Annotated in this window: 13 protein-coding genes; 1 reads left to right on the top strand and 12 read right to left on the bottom strand. The window is 29.9% G+C overall.

Annotated features, from left to right (window positions below):
• Nucleotides 1-65: 65 nt before the first annotated feature.
• The 8 genes from B3W71_RS07755 to B3W71_RS07720 form a co-directional block, all read right to left on the bottom strand.
• A complete protein-coding gene (locus B3W71_RS07755) occupies nucleotides 66-1,454 on the bottom strand; it encodes an MATE family efflux transporter (protein ID WP_346888367.1) in 1,389 nt (462 codons plus the stop codon).
• A 201-nt stretch (nucleotides 1,455-1,655) separates the two neighbouring features.
• The gene (locus tag B3W71_RS07750) at nucleotides 1,656-3,164 is read right to left on the bottom strand and encodes a DUF1846 domain-containing protein (protein ID WP_346888366.1); all 1,509 of its coding nucleotides are present in this window, start codon (nucleotides 3,162-3,164) and stop codon (nucleotides 1,656-1,658) included.
• Nucleotides 3,165-3,307: 143 nt separating this feature from the next.
• Nucleotides 3,308-4,375: a nitronate monooxygenase gene (locus B3W71_RS07745; protein WP_346888365.1), complete on the bottom strand. Its 1,068-nt coding sequence runs from the start codon at nucleotides 4,373-4,375 to the stop codon at nucleotides 3,308-3,310.
• A 381-nt stretch (nucleotides 4,376-4,756) separates the two neighbouring features.
• Nucleotides 4,757-5,452 carry a zinc dependent phospholipase C family protein gene (locus B3W71_RS07740; RefSeq protein ID WP_346888364.1) on the bottom strand — a complete coding sequence of 232 codons (696 nt, stop codon included), beginning with the start codon at nucleotides 5,450-5,452 and terminating at the stop codon, nucleotides 4,757-4,759.
• A 31-nt stretch (nucleotides 5,453-5,483) separates the two neighbouring features.
• Complete coding sequence (locus B3W71_RS07735; RefSeq protein ID WP_346888363.1) at nucleotides 5,484-6,161, bottom strand: hypothetical protein; 678 nt, start codon at nucleotides 6,159-6,161, stop codon at nucleotides 5,484-5,486.
• Between the two features lie 275 nt (nucleotides 6,162-6,436).
• The gene (locus tag B3W71_RS07730; RefSeq protein ID WP_346888362.1) at nucleotides 6,437-7,120 is read right to left on the bottom strand and encodes a peptidylprolyl isomerase; all 684 of its coding nucleotides are present in this window, start codon (nucleotides 7,118-7,120) and stop codon (nucleotides 6,437-6,439) included.
• 136 nt (nucleotides 7,121-7,256) lie between these two features.
• Nucleotides 7,257-7,859 (bottom strand): protein kinase, encoded by a 603-nt coding sequence (locus B3W71_RS07725; RefSeq protein ID WP_346888361.1) that lies wholly within the window; start codon nucleotides 7,857-7,859, stop codon nucleotides 7,257-7,259.
• 66 nt (nucleotides 7,860-7,925) lie between these two features.
• Nucleotides 7,926-9,182 carry a DEAD/DEAH box helicase gene (locus B3W71_RS07720; RefSeq protein WP_346888360.1) on the bottom strand — a complete coding sequence of 419 codons (1,257 nt, stop codon included), beginning with the start codon at nucleotides 9,180-9,182 and terminating at the stop codon, nucleotides 7,926-7,928.
• A 115-nt stretch (nucleotides 9,183-9,297) separates the two neighbouring features.
• Between B3W71_RS07720 and lexA the strand changes: the two genes are divergently transcribed.
• Nucleotides 9,298-9,906: a transcriptional repressor LexA gene (lexA, locus tag B3W71_RS07715; RefSeq protein ID WP_346888359.1), complete on the top strand. Its 609-nt coding sequence runs from the start codon at nucleotides 9,298-9,300 to the stop codon at nucleotides 9,904-9,906.
• 46 nt (nucleotides 9,907-9,952) lie between these two features.
• Here the strand turns inward: lexA and B3W71_RS07710 are convergent, their stop codons facing one another.
• From B3W71_RS07710 to mutS, 4 genes are all read right to left on the bottom strand, one after another.
• Complete coding sequence (locus tag B3W71_RS07710) at nucleotides 9,953-11,236, bottom strand: methionine gamma-lyase family protein (protein WP_346888358.1); 1,284 nt, start codon at nucleotides 11,234-11,236, stop codon at nucleotides 9,953-9,955.
• A 119-nt stretch (nucleotides 11,237-11,355) separates the two neighbouring features.
• Nucleotides 11,356-12,297, bottom strand: a complete 942-nt coding sequence (gene miaA / locus B3W71_RS07705; protein ID WP_346888357.1) for a tRNA (adenosine(37)-N6)-dimethylallyltransferase MiaA — start codon at nucleotides 12,295-12,297, stop codon at nucleotides 11,356-11,358.
• Between the two features lie 18 nt (nucleotides 12,298-12,315).
• Nucleotides 12,316-14,172 (bottom strand): DNA mismatch repair endonuclease MutL, encoded by a 1,857-nt coding sequence (mutL, locus tag B3W71_RS07700; RefSeq protein WP_346888356.1) that lies wholly within the window; start codon nucleotides 14,170-14,172, stop codon nucleotides 12,316-12,318.
• A gap of 109 nt (nucleotides 14,173-14,281) precedes the next feature.
• Nucleotides 14,282-16,906 carry a DNA mismatch repair protein MutS gene (gene mutS / locus B3W71_RS07695; protein ID WP_346888355.1) on the bottom strand — a complete coding sequence of 875 codons (2,625 nt, stop codon included), beginning with the start codon at nucleotides 16,904-16,906 and terminating at the stop codon, nucleotides 14,282-14,284.
• Nucleotides 16,907-16,916 lie beyond the last annotated feature (10 nt).

The following is a 16,916-nucleotide window of genomic DNA, read 5'->3' as shown; positions in this document are numbered from 1 at the left end:
GAGATCAGTATTTGTCTCATGTGTATATTTTACAATTATTTCTGATTTTATGACATAGATTTCTTTTAATTTGCTTCTTTAATTTCTATACATTCCTTGCTATGAATAATATTTTTCTCCCATACACCCCTGCGATACATTATATATCCAAAGATACATATTATAAGATTACTAAAACTCATAGAAAACCATATACCTACTGATCCTACATTAGTAAAGTTTTTAAATATAAGTATCATTGGAAGTCTTACAAACCAAAGTCTTCCCACTTCCATCTCCATGGAATATCTAGTATGACCTGAACCTTGAAATATTCCCTGCAGTACGCTAAATATTCCCATAAGTGGCATAGACCATGCTATATATTGAAGATATGTTATTCCCTCTGAAATTACCATCATGTCATCCTTTGATTGCATAAAGAAGTTTATAATTTCTTTATCAAATACTAATAAAACAATCAAACCTAAAGCTGAGAAACCAATAGTAAGTTTTATGGCCTTCGAAAAAGCCTCCTTGGTCCTTTCAAGTTGGTTACATCCTAAATTTTGCCCTACAATAGATGTAAGGGCTGCTCCAATCCCCATGGCCGGTTGACTCACAAGAGAAGTAATTCTATTTACCATAGCAAAGGCTGCTAGGGTAGCTGTCCCATAGGATACTATAAAGCCATTTAGAACCATAAATCCTAAAGCAGAACCAGATTGACCAATAGATGATGGTAGCGCCACGGATACTACCTTTTTAATTATATCTCCATCAAATCTAAACTTTTTAAAGGAAGGTTTTACTTTAGATGATTTTCTCATTAACACATAAATTCCAGCTATAGCTAATACTGCCTTTGCCAATAAAGTTGCTATGGCAGCTCCTGCAATTCCCATATTAAATGTAAATATAAATAATGGATCTAAAACCATATTAAGCACTGCACTAATTGCACTAAGTATAGTTGGCAGTACCGTATTTCCTTCTGCATTCATTATAGAATTAAAGTTAAAAAATAAGAACATAAACGGCATGTCTAAGAAAGTAATCTTTAAATATATTACACTGTTTCTCGCTAGTTCCCCTGTTCCACCCATTAACCTTACAATAGAAGGAGATAATAGATACCCTACTATTGTAAAGACAATAGCCGATAAAAAGGATAACACTATGAGTTGACTTGCATATTTGTTAGCTTCCTCATATTTATCCGCTCCTATAAATTGAGAAATAATAGATGTACCTGCAATGGATAAGCCTGTTCCTATAGATATAAACAAAAAATTTACTGGCCAAACAAATCCTGTAGCTGCAAATTCTACAGATCCAATTTTACTTACCCATAATCCATCTACTAAATTATATAACGTCTGAATTAAATTGTTTATCATAATAGGAAATGCCAATACCCCTATTACCTTATATAAATTCCCATTTAAAATAAAATTTCTTCTATTTTTAATCATGTCTCCTCCTAAATTATCATAAAAATTTATTATTTTACCACAATATATATTATATACCATATATACTATAAATTTCTATACAAAATTTAGGATATCGAAATATATTTTTCTCGAAATAAAACAGTGTATATGATCTTAAAATTAATTATCATATACACTGTTTTATTTCAGATATTAAATTATACCAATTTAATAGATTAATTACATATTATAAAATAAATTTTGTGAAGGATACTCTGGATCGCAAGTAACATCGATTCCTAACTTTCTAAATATTTGTTCGTCCCCAGTACTAAGAATAGTAGTAGAATGAGCTTGACAGCCTTTAAGCTTTGTAAGCTTTTCTAAAGCTACTTGGGCCATTGGATTTGTAGCTGCACAAATACTAAGGGCAATTAATATTTCTTCTGAATTTAAAGAAGTATTATTGCTTCCTAGTGCATTGGTTTTTAAACTCTTAATAGGCTCTAGTACTACTGGTGATATTAAATGAATATCATCAGATATATTAGCTAAGTGCTTAACTGCGTTTAGAATAGCTGCTGAAGATGCATCCATAAGCTCTGAACTTCTTCCTGTTAAAATAGTCCCATTCTCAAGTTCTAGTGCCACTACAGGACAAGCGTCATTTTTATCTGCATCAAGCTTAAGCTTACTAGAATATTCTCTAGCAGGAATAACTACTTTTCTATCTTCAGGTTTAAGATTTAAGCTCTCCATAATTATTTTAATTCTTTGGAACACCTCTGCATCTACATATCCTTTTTTATATTCAACACTGGTTTTAAAGTATCTTCTAATTATCTCTTGTATAGAAGCTTCTTTAACAACTTCATCATCCGTAATTCCAAATCCAACTCTATTAACTCCCATATCTGTTGGTGATTTATATACAGATTCTTTTCCTGTTATCTTCTCAATAATTCTCTTTATAACTGGAAACATCTCAACATCTCTATTATAGTTTACAGCAACCTCATTATAGGCATCAAAATGGAAGGAATCTATCATATTTACATCTTTAAGATCTACTGTAGCTGCTTCATAGGCAATATTTAAAGGATGTTTTAAAGGTACATTCCATACAGGGAAGGTTTCAAATTTAGAATATCCAACGGCATTTCCCCTTTTATTTTCGTGATATAGCTGATTAAGACAAGTAGCTAACTTTCCACTTCCTGGGCCTGGTGCCGTAACTACTACTATAGGCTTAGTTGTCTCTATATATGGATTTTTCCCATATCCCTCATCACTTACAATGGTATCAACCTCTGTAGGATATCCTTTAATAGCTTCATGCTTGTAAACTTTAATTCCTCTACGCTCTAATTTATTTATAAAAATATTAGTAGCTGGTTGACCGCTATATCTGGTTATAACTACACTATTTACCTCTAAATCATATCCTCTAAGATCATCAATTAATCTTAGCACATCCATATCATATGTAATCCCAAAGTCGCCTCTTATTTTATTTCTTTCAATATCACCGGCATATACACAAATAATTATCTCTGCTTTTTCTCTAAGTTTATGAAGTAACTTTATTTTAGCATTCTCATCAAATCCTGGTAAAACCCTTTTAGCATGCATATCAAATAAAAGCTTTCCTCCAAATTCTAGATAAAGTTTATCATAATTATTAACTCTCTCTAAAATATATTTTGATTGTTCTTCAAGATATTTTTCATGATCAAATCCAATTTTCATCTTAACACCTCATCCTAATAATAAACATACATTTTATTATTACATATTTTCCTCTTTAGTAAAACCTCAATTAAAGATTTTTAATTTTTTTTGTTAATTCTAACTTTAATATTTGAATCTGTATATTGATTTTATATTTCAGTCTATGCCTTTAAAATTTCTTCCTCTAATTCTTTCATTAATTCATTCACTGTAACTATTTCTTTAATCCTATGAGCATTATCTCCACAGAATACTAAAGCCCTATCCATATTTCCCTTAACACCATTTATCAGTGCTTCACTAATGCAATACGGAGTTTCTTTTGGGTTACAATGAGATATGCACCTATAGCACTTTTCCACCTTTAATTTCCCCTTAAAGGTTTCCTCTACAAAAGAATTACATAGAGCTCTTCCTGGTAATCCAACAGGACTATCAACTATAACTATATCTTCTTCTTTTGAATTAACATAAGCCTCCTTAAAACTTTCTGATGCATCACATTCTGCTGTTGCCACAAATCTAGTAGCCATTTGAACTCCATCTGCACCTAACTCTAGGTATTTAGCTATATCTTTTCCATCAAATATTCCTCCAGCCACTACTACTGGAATATGCTTATTATATTTTTCCCCATAAACCTTAGCTTCATTAATTATATCTACTATTTCTTTATCAAAGTCTTCTTCACTAATATTTATATTTTCTTTTTTAAATCCTAAATGTCCTCCTGCTCTAGGCCCTTCTATTATAACCATATCAGGAGCAACTTTATCATGTCTATCCCAAAGCTTTAAAATTACTTTGGCTGATTTTAAAGAAGAAACTATAGGTGCAATCTTTACTGAAAACCCTTCAATCAATTTAGGTAAATCCTTTGGTATCCCAGCTCCGGAAATTATAAGATCTGCTCCACCTTCTATGGCAGCTTTAACATGCTCTTTATAGTTATTCATAGCAACCATTATATTAACACCAATAACTCCTCCTCTAGTTGATTCCTTAGCTAATGAAATTTGCTTTTTTAATGCTCTAATATTTGCTACTAAATTATTGCTTTCAAAATCATCTTCATCATATCCTACTTGAGCTGCTGATATAACTCCAATTCCCCCTGCATTAGTTACTGCAGATGCAAGTTTTGATCTAGAAACTCCTATCCCCATTCCACCTTGGATTATAGGCATAGGCACTACTATATTTCCTATTTTTAAGCCTTTTATATTCATAAAAACACTACCTTTCAAGTTCAATATACTTTGCTTTGATTTTCAAATATTTTGATTATCAAAATATATTTTTATTATAAGGCATTTTAATATTGTACGCAATAAATTTTCTTATTGAAATTTTATAATTAACTTATCATTCATAAATAATGACTTAAATGACTTATAAGTCTTAATAACTCTTATGCATTAAATTTATTTAAAATCCTAAATTGCACCAAGAAACGTTAATAAATTTTATTTATTAGAACTTATATTCTATGATAAAAACTATCAAATGCTTCACTTTGTCATACATAAAAGTTCCCTAAAAAACAGATTTTTAATCATCTATTTTCTAGGGTAATCTTTATTTTGCATATACTTTTATAACATATCACTTTAATTACATTTTAGCTTTTTTTCTAACTGAATAAGTATATCCCTATAAGTTTTTTCTATAAAATTATTCATTTCTTCTTCATTAAGATATATGAAATTCTCTTTAGTTTCTTCATTTTCACCTAAATAATATTCATTTATATAGGTGACTTGTTTCATTAAAGCTCCATCAGGAAAATACTCTAAATAATCAGGTACCTGGTTTATGTGTTTAAAAACAGTATGGAAAATAAAATTGGGATTCTTCTCTAAGTATAAAAAGTCTAATCCATACCAATCTTTTTTTATTGTCCAAATAAAGCTTGCATCTTCATTCAATTTCTTATTATACAAAGCATTTTTCTTTTTTTCACTAAAAAGCTTAGACCATTCTATATCTGTAAGTAAATGTACATAATATCCTAGTAAATAAGCGTATTTTGAATAATCCATTGATTTTATAACTGCTTTATTAAACTGTTCACTCCTCATTGAATTATTCTTTATATACTTATAAAAAAATTTCTCTGCATCTATGTTATTTTCTTTATCAAGCCAATGGGTAATTGTTTTTGGCGGATTAAAACTACTCCAATCATCATTAGGAACTCCTGAGTCTGGCCCCACATTACCCAGAATAAAGGCTGTAGAATCCAAACTATCCATATTCTTTAATATATTTTCTGCAATTCTAAGATGAGCTATCCAAGTTGCCATTGAAATCCTCCTTATAGTCATATACTAGCATTTATTGTTCTAATACCTCTTGCTGCTTTAATGTAGATCCTTGTGACTTTTTAGCTATAGCCATCATAAGACCTAATGCTATTGATAGGAAAGCTGATGCTATTACTCTATACTGTGGTGGCATTAAAAATACAATAGTATGACATGGTATCCAGAAAAATGGTATTGTTTTCAACATACTAAATCCTATAAGAGTATTAAAATCTACTTCCATAATTAAGTGATTTATAGTTACTTTTTTCACACCTTTGCATTTAGCATCAATATATACATCACTGAATTTATGGAATAAAAACATGAATGGTGCAAAGGTGATGTTCATTATTGCACTTGTTAAAAATGCATGTCCTAACTTCGAACCTTTAAAAGGTAGTCTACCTATACTCTGTGCAGCTAATACCCCCTCTGAATATAATGTAAATGCTAAAGTTATCATCATTCCAATGACTCCCCATATAGCTGCCTTAAAAACTAGCCCTTTATTTTTTTGCCACTGACCATTTAAAACTCTAGTTCCTAGCATATCTCCCATGGTAGCTAAAATAAAGAACTTAAGAAAGCCACTGATATAAGGATAAGCTTCAGTTATAGACATAAATACCTCTCTAGTGGCTGGCATAATTAAAACTGCAGCCCATAATAGCAATAATCCTCCCCATAAGTAATCCCCTAATTTCATTAAATCCTTCTCTCCCTTTCTACTATATCTTTTTTAATTTACTATTTCATAAACATTATAACGTTTTCATAGCCTTTTATCTATAGAAATTTTTCACTTTTCGGAATTTTTTCTCAATCTAAATCTAAAAATAAAACTCAAATTAGAATTGAAGAATGTTTCTACGATTACCAGGTTGTAGTAATAAATATTGACTATTTTTATTTATTAGAACTTATATAAAAAAGCAAATCTAGCTATATATAACTGGATTTGCTTTAAATTATTTTTTAAAATTATTTTATGTATTTGACAGGTTCATTATAGCTTACACCAAAAGTATCTACTGAAATGGATTTAATTTTTACATCCTTCTTCGGTTTATCTTTACTGTCAGTTTCCACTTGTGCTATAGAATCTACCACATCCATACCCTCTATAACCTTACCAAAGGCTGCATAATCTCCATCTAAATGAGGGGAATCTTCACGCATAATAAAAAACTGAGAACCAGCAGAGTTCTTATTATTACTTGATCTGGCCATTGATATTACTCCTTTAGTATGTAAAAGCGTATTTTCAAATCCATTATTTGTAAACTCGCCATATATAGAATAGTCAGGTCCTCCCATTCCAGTGCCTTCAGGATCTCCACCTTGAATCATAAAATCTGACATTACTCTATGAAAAATTAATCCATCATAAAATTTGCTATTTGCAAGACTAATAAAATTTCTAACGGTATTTGGAGCTATTTCAGGATAAAGTTCTAGCTTGATAATTTTACCATCATCCATTTCTATTGTAGCAACTGGATTTTTATCATCTGTCTTTTTTTCCGTTTCTTTCGAAAGATATATTTCTTTATTATTACTATTACCTTGAGGGTTAGTATCATCTTTCTTAGAAGCACTACATCCAATTAATGCCATGGAAGTTATGGCTATAATAAGTAAAGTTCCTATTATCCTTTTTCTCATGTAAATTATCTCCTTTTATACTTATATATTTCTACTAATTAAGTTTATCATTGTATGTTTAAAAATAAAACCTATAATTGGTTAATTTTTAATTAAAATTAGCTATTAAAATACAATAGCTCTAAGAATTTTACTCTTAGAGCTCCTTATCTTTATTCGCAAGTTTTTTTAGATATTCTTTAAATTGACTCCTCCAAGATTCATATAAGCTGTTATCTATTTTTTGTAGATAATAAAAAAATTCACCTATACTATTCCTCTTTAATATTCCTTTCATCAGGTGCCTTGGAAAAGGCATATACCTATCGAAATTATCCTTTGGGTCTATAACTTTAATAGAAAAGTCCTCTTGAACATAAAGATCCTTGCAGCGTATATCTAATTTCTTATATCCAAGTTCTTTAAAATTATTTATTAAATCTACTAGACTTATTACTAATTTTTGATTTAGAGGGTTATGATTTAGATATTTATCTAATCTTACACCATCTACAAACTCTCTTATAATAAAATAGTCTCCATAGTCAAAAACCTTAGGAAATGGAGCACAATGCATGGATGCTTTAAGAATTTCATACTCAGTTTTACATACTTCTTCATCATTAAATATTTTTATGATTTTATGAGTATCAATTCTATATACAACCCCATTATTACCTTTTCCTAAAAAATCAGAAGATCGTATAATATTCTCCACTTCATTACTTAAGTAAATTGCGTTTGTAAAATGTCTAGACATAAATCCTCCTAGATAGAACTTTATTAAATTATATGCATCAAATATACCTTATATTAACTTTATGCTCTACCTTTTATCTCTTTTAATCTTTTTATCACTATTCTTTCTAGATGAAAGTGATTTCTGAGCTGGTTTAGAGCTTTTTACTGAGGAGGTATTACTTTTTTTATAGCCTTTTACTACAGTAGCTACATCCTCTATATTTCCATGTGATAATGTCTTTTCAGTAAGTTTAAAGTTTAGTTTTTTGCTATAATTTTTTAACTGAGATATCTCATTTGGAGAAACTATAGATATAACTGTGCCACTTTTATCTCCACGAGCCGTTCTACCACTCCTATGAACATAGGTGTTTATATCTTCTGGTAAGTCTACATTGAATATATGAGTAACATCATCTATATCAAGTCCTCTTGCTGATAAATCAGAAGATATCAATAAATTTATACGTTGAGACTTAAAATCTAGCATGGTTTTTTGTCGCTGATTTTTAACAAAACTACCATGTATACCATCTACTTTTAATCCATGATATTTCAATTTTGAAGCTAATATCTCTATTTCATCAGTTTTATTAATAAAAGCGATAGCTTTTTTAGGTTTTATGCTTGCCATTAATTTTCTAAGAATAAGTACCTTATCTCTTTTATCACAAACTATATATAGATTATTTATATTAGTATTTATAGTTGAATCATTATTACACTTTACTATTTCAGGAGACTTCATTAAACTTTTTCCTATATTTAAAGCCTCCTCTGTTAAAGTAGCAGAAGTCATAACCAATTGTCTATCTCTAAGTGTAGTTCTTATAACATCATTAACCACAGCTAAATTATTTTTATCAAGAAGCTTATCACATTCATCAATGACTACGGTTTTAACTGTATGAGCACTTATCTTTTTCATTTTTATGAGCTCCAAAATTCTTCCAGGGGAACCTATTACAAATTGAGGTTTATCCTTTAATTTTTCAACTTGTCTCTTTATATTTACGTCTCCCATAATAACTGTAGATCTAATATTCAAGGTTGATTTATCTGCTAGAGTATTTAAAACTTCATTCACTTGAACAGCTAATTCATGGGTAGGAACTAATACTATAAATTGATTTTCTCTTTTGTCATAATTAATTCTTTGAATTAATGGTAGTAGATAAGCCAAGGTTTTGCCACTACCTGTTTCACTTTGCATTATTACATCTTTATTTTCTGCTATCTTAGAAATTGATAGTTCTTGTATTTTAGTTGGTCTAATTATCTTCAATGCGTCTAAAGCATTAATTATTTCTGTATTTATATTAAATTCTAAAAAATTTTCCATTCTTTCATCTCCTGTTTTTTATTTAAAGTTTCTAGAATAATTTTCCTTAACGAGAACAAAGGTTTGATATTCTTCATTCTTTATGGTATAATTATCTAGATTGAGAGGTGTTTTCATGATTGACATTAAAAGTAGTAAACAATTAGAAATTTATGAGTTTATTAAAAATCAAGTTAATGCTAAAGGCTATCCACCTTCAGTTAGAGAAATTTGTGAAGCTGTAAACTTAAGTTCAACATCTACAGTTCATGGACATCTTACTAGACTTGAGAAAAAAGGTTTAATAAGACGTGACCCAACTAAACCAAGAGCAATAGAATTATTACAGGAAAATCACAATAAAAAAGAGATGGTTGATATTCCTATTATAGGTAAAGTTACAGCTGGTATTCCTATACTTGCTCAAGAGAGTATAGAAGATTATCTAACTATTCCCCTTGATTTTGTAAATAGTACTAATGAATTATTCATACTAAAAGTTCAAGGTGATAGTATGATAGAAGCTGGAATACATGATAATGATTTAGCTATAATAGAAAAAACTTCCGTTGCAGCTAACGGCGACATTATAGTGGCTTTAATAGAAAATGAAGCTACTATAAAAAGATTTTTTAAAGAAAATGGTCATGTTAGACTACAACCAGAAAACTCTACTATGGAGCCAATAATTGTAGATAACTGCAAAATCTTAGGTAAACTTTCAGGAATCTATAGAAAATATTAAGAAGCTATAATAGCTTCTTAATTTTTTTGCATAATTAAACATATAATTAAGATAATATCCTAGATAAAGCCATCAAAACTCCGACCTTACCATGATCAAAAGTCAATCCACCTTGAAGATAAGCTATATAAGGTTCTCTTATTGGAGCATCAGCAGAAAGCTCTATGGATGAACCCTGTATAAATGCACCTGCAGCCATAATTACTTCATCCTCATAACCAGGCATAGCCCAAGGCTCACACTCTACAAAGGAATCTATTGGAGACCCTGCTTGAATTCCCTTACAAAATTGAATTAATTTATCCTTATCATTGAATTTAATAGCTTGTATAATATCGCTTCTCTTAGTATCATACTTAGGTAATACATCAAAACCTAAAAGTTCCATTACTCTTGAGCAAAATATAGCTGTCTTCACAGCTTCTATAGCTACATGAGGAGCTAAGAATAATCCTTGATATAAACTTCTCATTACACCAAAGGTAGAACCACACTCTCCACCGATTCCTGGAATGGTTAATCTATAGGCAGCTTGAGTTACAAAAGCTTCTTTTCCCGCTATATACCCTCCTGTTGGGGCAATTCCTCCACCAATGTTTTTAATTAGTGATCCCGCTATAAGATCAGCTCCAACATCTGTTGGCTCAATAGTATCTATGAACTCACCATAGCAGTTATCAACAAAACAAACTACCTCTGGCTTAATTTCTTTCGCTGCTTTTATTATTTCACCTATTTCATCTACTAGCAATGCATTTCTCCATCCATAGCCTGTAGATCTTTGAATATGTACCATTTTTATACTTGTATCTTCTTTTAAAAGCTTTTGCATCTCTTCAACATTAACTTTACCTGCATCAGTTAATTCTAGTTGTTTATAGTTTACCCCATATTCCTTTAAAGATCCTATATTCACATCCTTAGTTATTCCTATAATATTATGTAATGTATCATAAGGAGAACCACATACGCTAAGCATTGTATTACCTGGACGTAAGTTTCCAAATAAAGCACATCCAATAGCATGAGTTCCATTTACAAAGTGTGGACGTACTAATGCAGCTTCCGTATTAAACACCCTAGCAAAAACTTTATCTAAAGTATCTCTACCAACATCTCCGTATCCATATCCACTAGAATTAGTAAAATGCATATCACTAACTCTCTCATCCTGTAGCGCATTTAATACTTTTAGTTGATTATATTCACGAATATCGTCCATAATTGAAAATTGCTCTTGAATATCCTTTAATGCTTGCTCAGATACCTTAAAAACCTCTTCATTTATTTTAAAATTATTTATTAAAAACTCTTTAGTTTTTTCTATCATAAAAATCGCTCCTTAAACATAAAATGACATTCTAATACTAACATAGCTATGAATATTAAGCAAATAAATCCTTAACATTCATAGCTATTATAATGCTTTATATAATATTTAAAATTCCTTTAGCCTTTATACTTTTTCTCTTTAAAGTCATTAATAATAAACTTTGCAACTTCATCATCATTAGAGAAATTATCTTTATCTATCCACTTAACTCTTGGGTCTTTTCTAAACCATGTAAGTTGACGCTTAGCATAATTCCTACTAAACTGTTTTATGTTTTCTATAGCTTTTTCTTTAGAAACCTCACCATGAAGATATTGTAATAATTCTTTATAACCTATCCCCTTCATAGATTGCATTTCTGTAGTATAGCCTTCTTTTTCTAATTCTTCCACTTCTTCTAAAAGCCCAGATTCTATCATCAAGTCAACACGATGATTAATTCTCTCATAAAGCTTTTCCCTATTCATATTTAATACATAGTAATAAACATTATATGGTATATTAAAAATCTCATCATTTTTCGCCGCATCAGATATAGGAACTCCTGTTACCTTATATACCTCTAAAGCTCTAATCACTCTTTTAAGATCATTAGGGTATAGCTTCTTATAGCTTATCTCATCAACATCTTTTAGCATATTATGAACATAATCTACACCTTTTTTTAAAGCCAACTCCTCTAATTCTTTGCGGTAATTTTCATCTTTATCGGTTTCTGCAAAGCTATAATTATAAATAAGAGAATTAATATAAAGGCCAGTTCCACCTACTAACATTGGAAGATGATTTGCATTACTTATTTCTTCAATGCTTTTCTTTGCTAAGTTACTAAATTCAGCTACACTAAAGCTTTCACTAGGATCTAAAAAGTCTATTAGATGATGCTTAACACCATCCATATCCTCTGATGATATTTTAGCAGACCCAATATCCATCTTTTTATATATTTGCATTGAATCAGCAGATATTATCTCACCATTAAGCTCTTTGGCAATGCCAATTGAAATCTTTGTTTTACCAATGCCTGTAGGTCCTGCTAATATAAATAAATCTTTCATAGCTTTAACCCCTTTATACTAAATTCTTTTGAAACTTTTCTCTATTTCCTTTAATGAGTATTTAATTATAGTAGGTCTACCATGAGGACAAGTAAATGGCTCATCTATATATCTTAACTCTTCAAGGAGTGATAAAATCTCTAAATCGGATAACTTATCATTAGCTTTTACAGCTGCTTTGCAAGCAATGGATGCTATTTTATCATATTTTACATCTATAGCTAAACCACTACCCATAGATTTTATATTATCTATCATATCATGGAATAAATTATTTATATGAGGTTTACCTAAAAATAAAGGAACTTCCCTTACCAATACGTCATTTTCTCCAAAACTTTCAACTGCAAATCCAGCCTTTATAAATATATCCTCATTATCCTTATAAATAGCATATTCATCAAAGGTTAATGGAATAATTGCGGGCACAGCTAAAATCTGACTTACAACATTAAGATTACCTATATTCTTTCTATACTTTTCAAATAATATTTTTTCATGAGCTGCATGCTGATCAATCAAATATAGTTCATCTAAATACTCACCAATTACATAACTATTAAAACACTGTCCTATAAGTTTAATTTGAGGAAATTTAGGTAAATTTAATATTTCCTTACTAGAGTAACTATTGGAATCCTTAGGCTCAACTTCATTTTCTATGGAAATTTCTCTTATATATGAAGAAGAACTCTCAGTATAATTTGGATCTCTATTAAAAATAAAATCATTATTACATTTTGAATTATTATCTTTATTTATATAATTGTTCTCATTTAAATATCCCATTTGAGTTACTTCTGAAGAATCATAGTTTTTATATGATTTATTCTCATGGACTGTAGAAATATCTTCTATTTCTTCTGGTATAATAAAACTCTTTTTTAAGCTTTCTTTTAATGCATTATGAACTCCATCAAATATAGTCTTAAATAGAACTCTTTCCTCTAAAAATTTAACTTCGTTCTTTGTAGGATGCACATTTGGATCTATAAACTCTGGGAATATATCAATATATATAACAAAGAAAGGGAATTTATTTACCATTATAAATGATTTAAATGCATTCTCTACTGCTGCGGTTATCAGAGAGCTTTTAATAAGTCTTTTATTCACAAATATACTTTGCCTATTTCTACTACCTCTACTAATGCTTTCTTTGCCAATGAATCCATATACAGATAAAATATCACTATGATTTTCTATCGGTATTACATTTTCATATACATCTTTTCCATATAATATTCTAAGAGTCTTATCGAGTTCATCTTCATTGAATGTTCTAAGAGTTTGCTTTCCATCGTTAATTAATGTTATTGAAGTTTTGTAATTTCCTAGAGCTAGTTTTAATACCAAATCATTTATTATGGATTTTTCTCTTTGAGGTGACTTTAAGAATTTTTGTCTTGCTGGAGTGTTGAAAAATAAATCTCTTACTTCAATTTCTGTTCCTAAATTACATCCTATATCCTTTTCATAGATGACCTTTCCACCTTCAATATATATCTCTCTACCATAATCAAAATCCTGCATTCTTGACTTTAGTCTAACTTTTGAAACAGCAGCTATACTAGGAAGAGCTTCTCCTCGAAATCCAAAGGATTGAATATCATAAATATCTTCTAATGAACTTATCTTACTAGTACCATGAGGCAGAAAAGCTTTTTCTATGTCTTCCGGATGAATACCATTTCCGTCATCTGTAATTCTTATAAGTTTATTACCACTATCTTCTATTTCTATGGTTATGTTTTTACTATTAGCATCAAGACTATTTTCCACTAGTTCCTTAACTACTGAACTAGCTCTTTCAACAACCTCTCCTGCTGCAATTTTATTGGCAGTGTTCTCAGATAATAAATCGATTCTTCTCATAATACACCTACCTTAAATAATTATTTTATCTGGTGTCTAGCCACTGTAACACTCTCATTCACTATAAAAGTGAGAGATAACAGTGGCATGATCCTAGATAAGTTTAACTTTATATATTCTTAGCTTTCTTTATAATATCATATAGTTTATTAAATCCATCCATTGGTGTAAGATTAAGTACATCTATGGATTTAATTTCTTCAATTAAATTTTGCATAGTAATATCTTCAAAATTCATTTGATGAGTTATACAAACTTCTTTTTCTATTTCTTCTATCTTCTCTATAGGTAAAACTACCTTTTTCTCTTCCTCTTTAATTATATCTTTGGGTGCTCCATCTTCTAAAGTCTCTAAAATCTCCCTTGCTCTAGAGATTACTTCTGAAGGAAGACCTGCTAATTTAGCAACCTCTATTCCATAAGATTCATCTGCTCCACCCTTTATAATCTTACGCAAAAATATAATATTATTATCCACTTTTTTTGCTGAAATAGAGTAATTTCTTACTCCTGGAATTTCACCTTCTAGTTTAGTTAATTCATGATAGTGAGTAGCAAATAAAGTTTTACATTTTATATTTGAATTTTCACATATATATTCAATAACTGCCCAGGCAATGCTAAGACCATCGTAGGTACTAGTACCTCTTCCAACTTCATCAAGAAGTACTAAACTTTTATTAGTAGCATTATTAAGGATGTTTGACACTTCCCACATTTCTACCATAAAGGTACTCTTACCACCAGCTAAGTCGTCAGAAGCCCCTATTCTAGTAAATATTTTATCACAAATAGAAATATTGGCTTCCTTAGCAGGGACAAAGCTGCCCATTTGTGCTAATAGAGTAATCAAAGCAACCTGTCTCATATATGTGGACTTACCAGCCATATTAGGACCAGTAATTAACATAAGTCTATTATCTTGGAGATCAAGGGTAGTATCATTAGATATAAAGCTATTTGCTTTTGTAATAACTTCTACAACCGGATGTCTCCCATCTTCGATTTTTATTACACCCTCAGTATTAATTGTTGGCTTAATATAATTATTTTCTCTGGCTATCATGGCTAAAGCCCAGATACAATCAATTTCTGATATGAGTTTAGCTGTATTTTTCATTCTGTCTATATTCTCTTCTAACTTAACTCTAATCTCTGTAAATATAGAATATTCGAGAGCTATTAATTTTTCTTCTGCTCCTAAAATTTTATCCTCCATCTCCTTAAGTTCAGGAGTTATATATCTTTCAGCATTAGATAAAGTTTGTTTACGAATGTATCTTCCTTCTGGTACTGAAGAAAGATTAGACTTTGTAACTTCTATGTAATATCCAAAAACCTTATTATATGAAATTTTAAGAGATTTTATTCCAGTAGCTGTTCTTTCTTCATTTTCTAAATTAGCAAGCCAAAGTTTACCATTAGTTTTACTTTCCCTTAATTCATCCACTAAGGAATTATATCCAGTTTTAATAATATTTCCTTCTTTAACAGATAAAGATGGCTCATCCATAATAGAGCTTTCCAGGAAACTCCAAATATCTCTCAACTCATCTAGATTGAAATAAATATCTTTCATTAAATTACTAGTAAGATTAGATATAAGCTCTTTAATCCTTGGAATTTTAGTAAGAGAATGCTTTAAAGATATAAGCTCCTTAGCATTTATTGCAGTAGAACTTATTTTACCTACTAATCTTTCAATATCATAAATACTATTTAAAGCTTCCTTTAAATCTTCCATTAATATTATATCCTTAGTAAACTCTTCAATAGCATCTTGCCTATTTAAAATATCTTCCTTAATAATTAAAGGCTCCTCTAACCATTTTCTAATTCTTCTTCCACCCATAGATGTGTTTGTTTTATCAATAACCCATAGAAGGGTTCCGGTTTTGCCCTTATCTCGTAGATTTTCTACAAGTTCTAGATTTCTTCTTGAGTTGATATCAATAGTCATGTATGTGCATATATCATAAATTTCTATGTTGTTTATATGAGTCAAAGAAACCTTTTGAGTTTCCTTTATATATCTAATTAGCCCATTACAAGCTCTAATGCCTATTTCTGATAACCTATCTATTTCTAAGTTTGTAAACTGTTCTTTTAATTCCTGCTCTTCTATATTAAAATTATCATCTTGAAAATGCGATATATAAAAAGAAGTCCCATTAGTAATTTCATCTATAATATCTTTTTTAAATGTTTCTCTAATAATTATTTCTCGAGGGTTAAATTTACATAATTCATCTATAAGTACATTAATATTATATTTAAACTCAGTAATATAGAAATCTCCAGTAGATACATCACAAAATGCTAGAGCACTTTTATTACCGTCTATACATAAACTAGCAGTATAGCTATTTTCACTATCATCTAGATATGAACCTTCTGTATAGGTACCTGGTGTATAGATTTTAACTACATCACGCTTTACAATTCCTTTAGCTATTGCTGGATCTTCTACCTGCTCACATATAGCTACTTTAAATCCCTTTGATATTAGTGCTCCAATGTAGTTTTTAGCTGCATGAAAAGGAATTCCACACATGGGAGCTCTTTCTTCAAGACCACAATCTCTTCCTGTTAGTGTTAATTCTAACTCCTTGGATGCAATCTTAGCATCATCAAAGAACATTTCATAGAAATCACCTAACCTGAAGAATAAGATACATTCTTTATATTTATCTTTAATTTGAAAATATTGTTGCATCATTGGAGTTAATGCCATCTATATCTCT

The organism is Clostridium sp. UBA1056 (assembly GCA_002316385.1).
In the GTDB taxonomy this organism is placed as follows: domain Bacteria; phylum Bacillota; class Clostridia; order Clostridiales; family Clostridiaceae; genus Clostridium_J.
The sequence above is the reverse complement of the archived record's forward strand: the minus strand, read 5'-3'. Positions and strand labels throughout refer to the sequence as shown.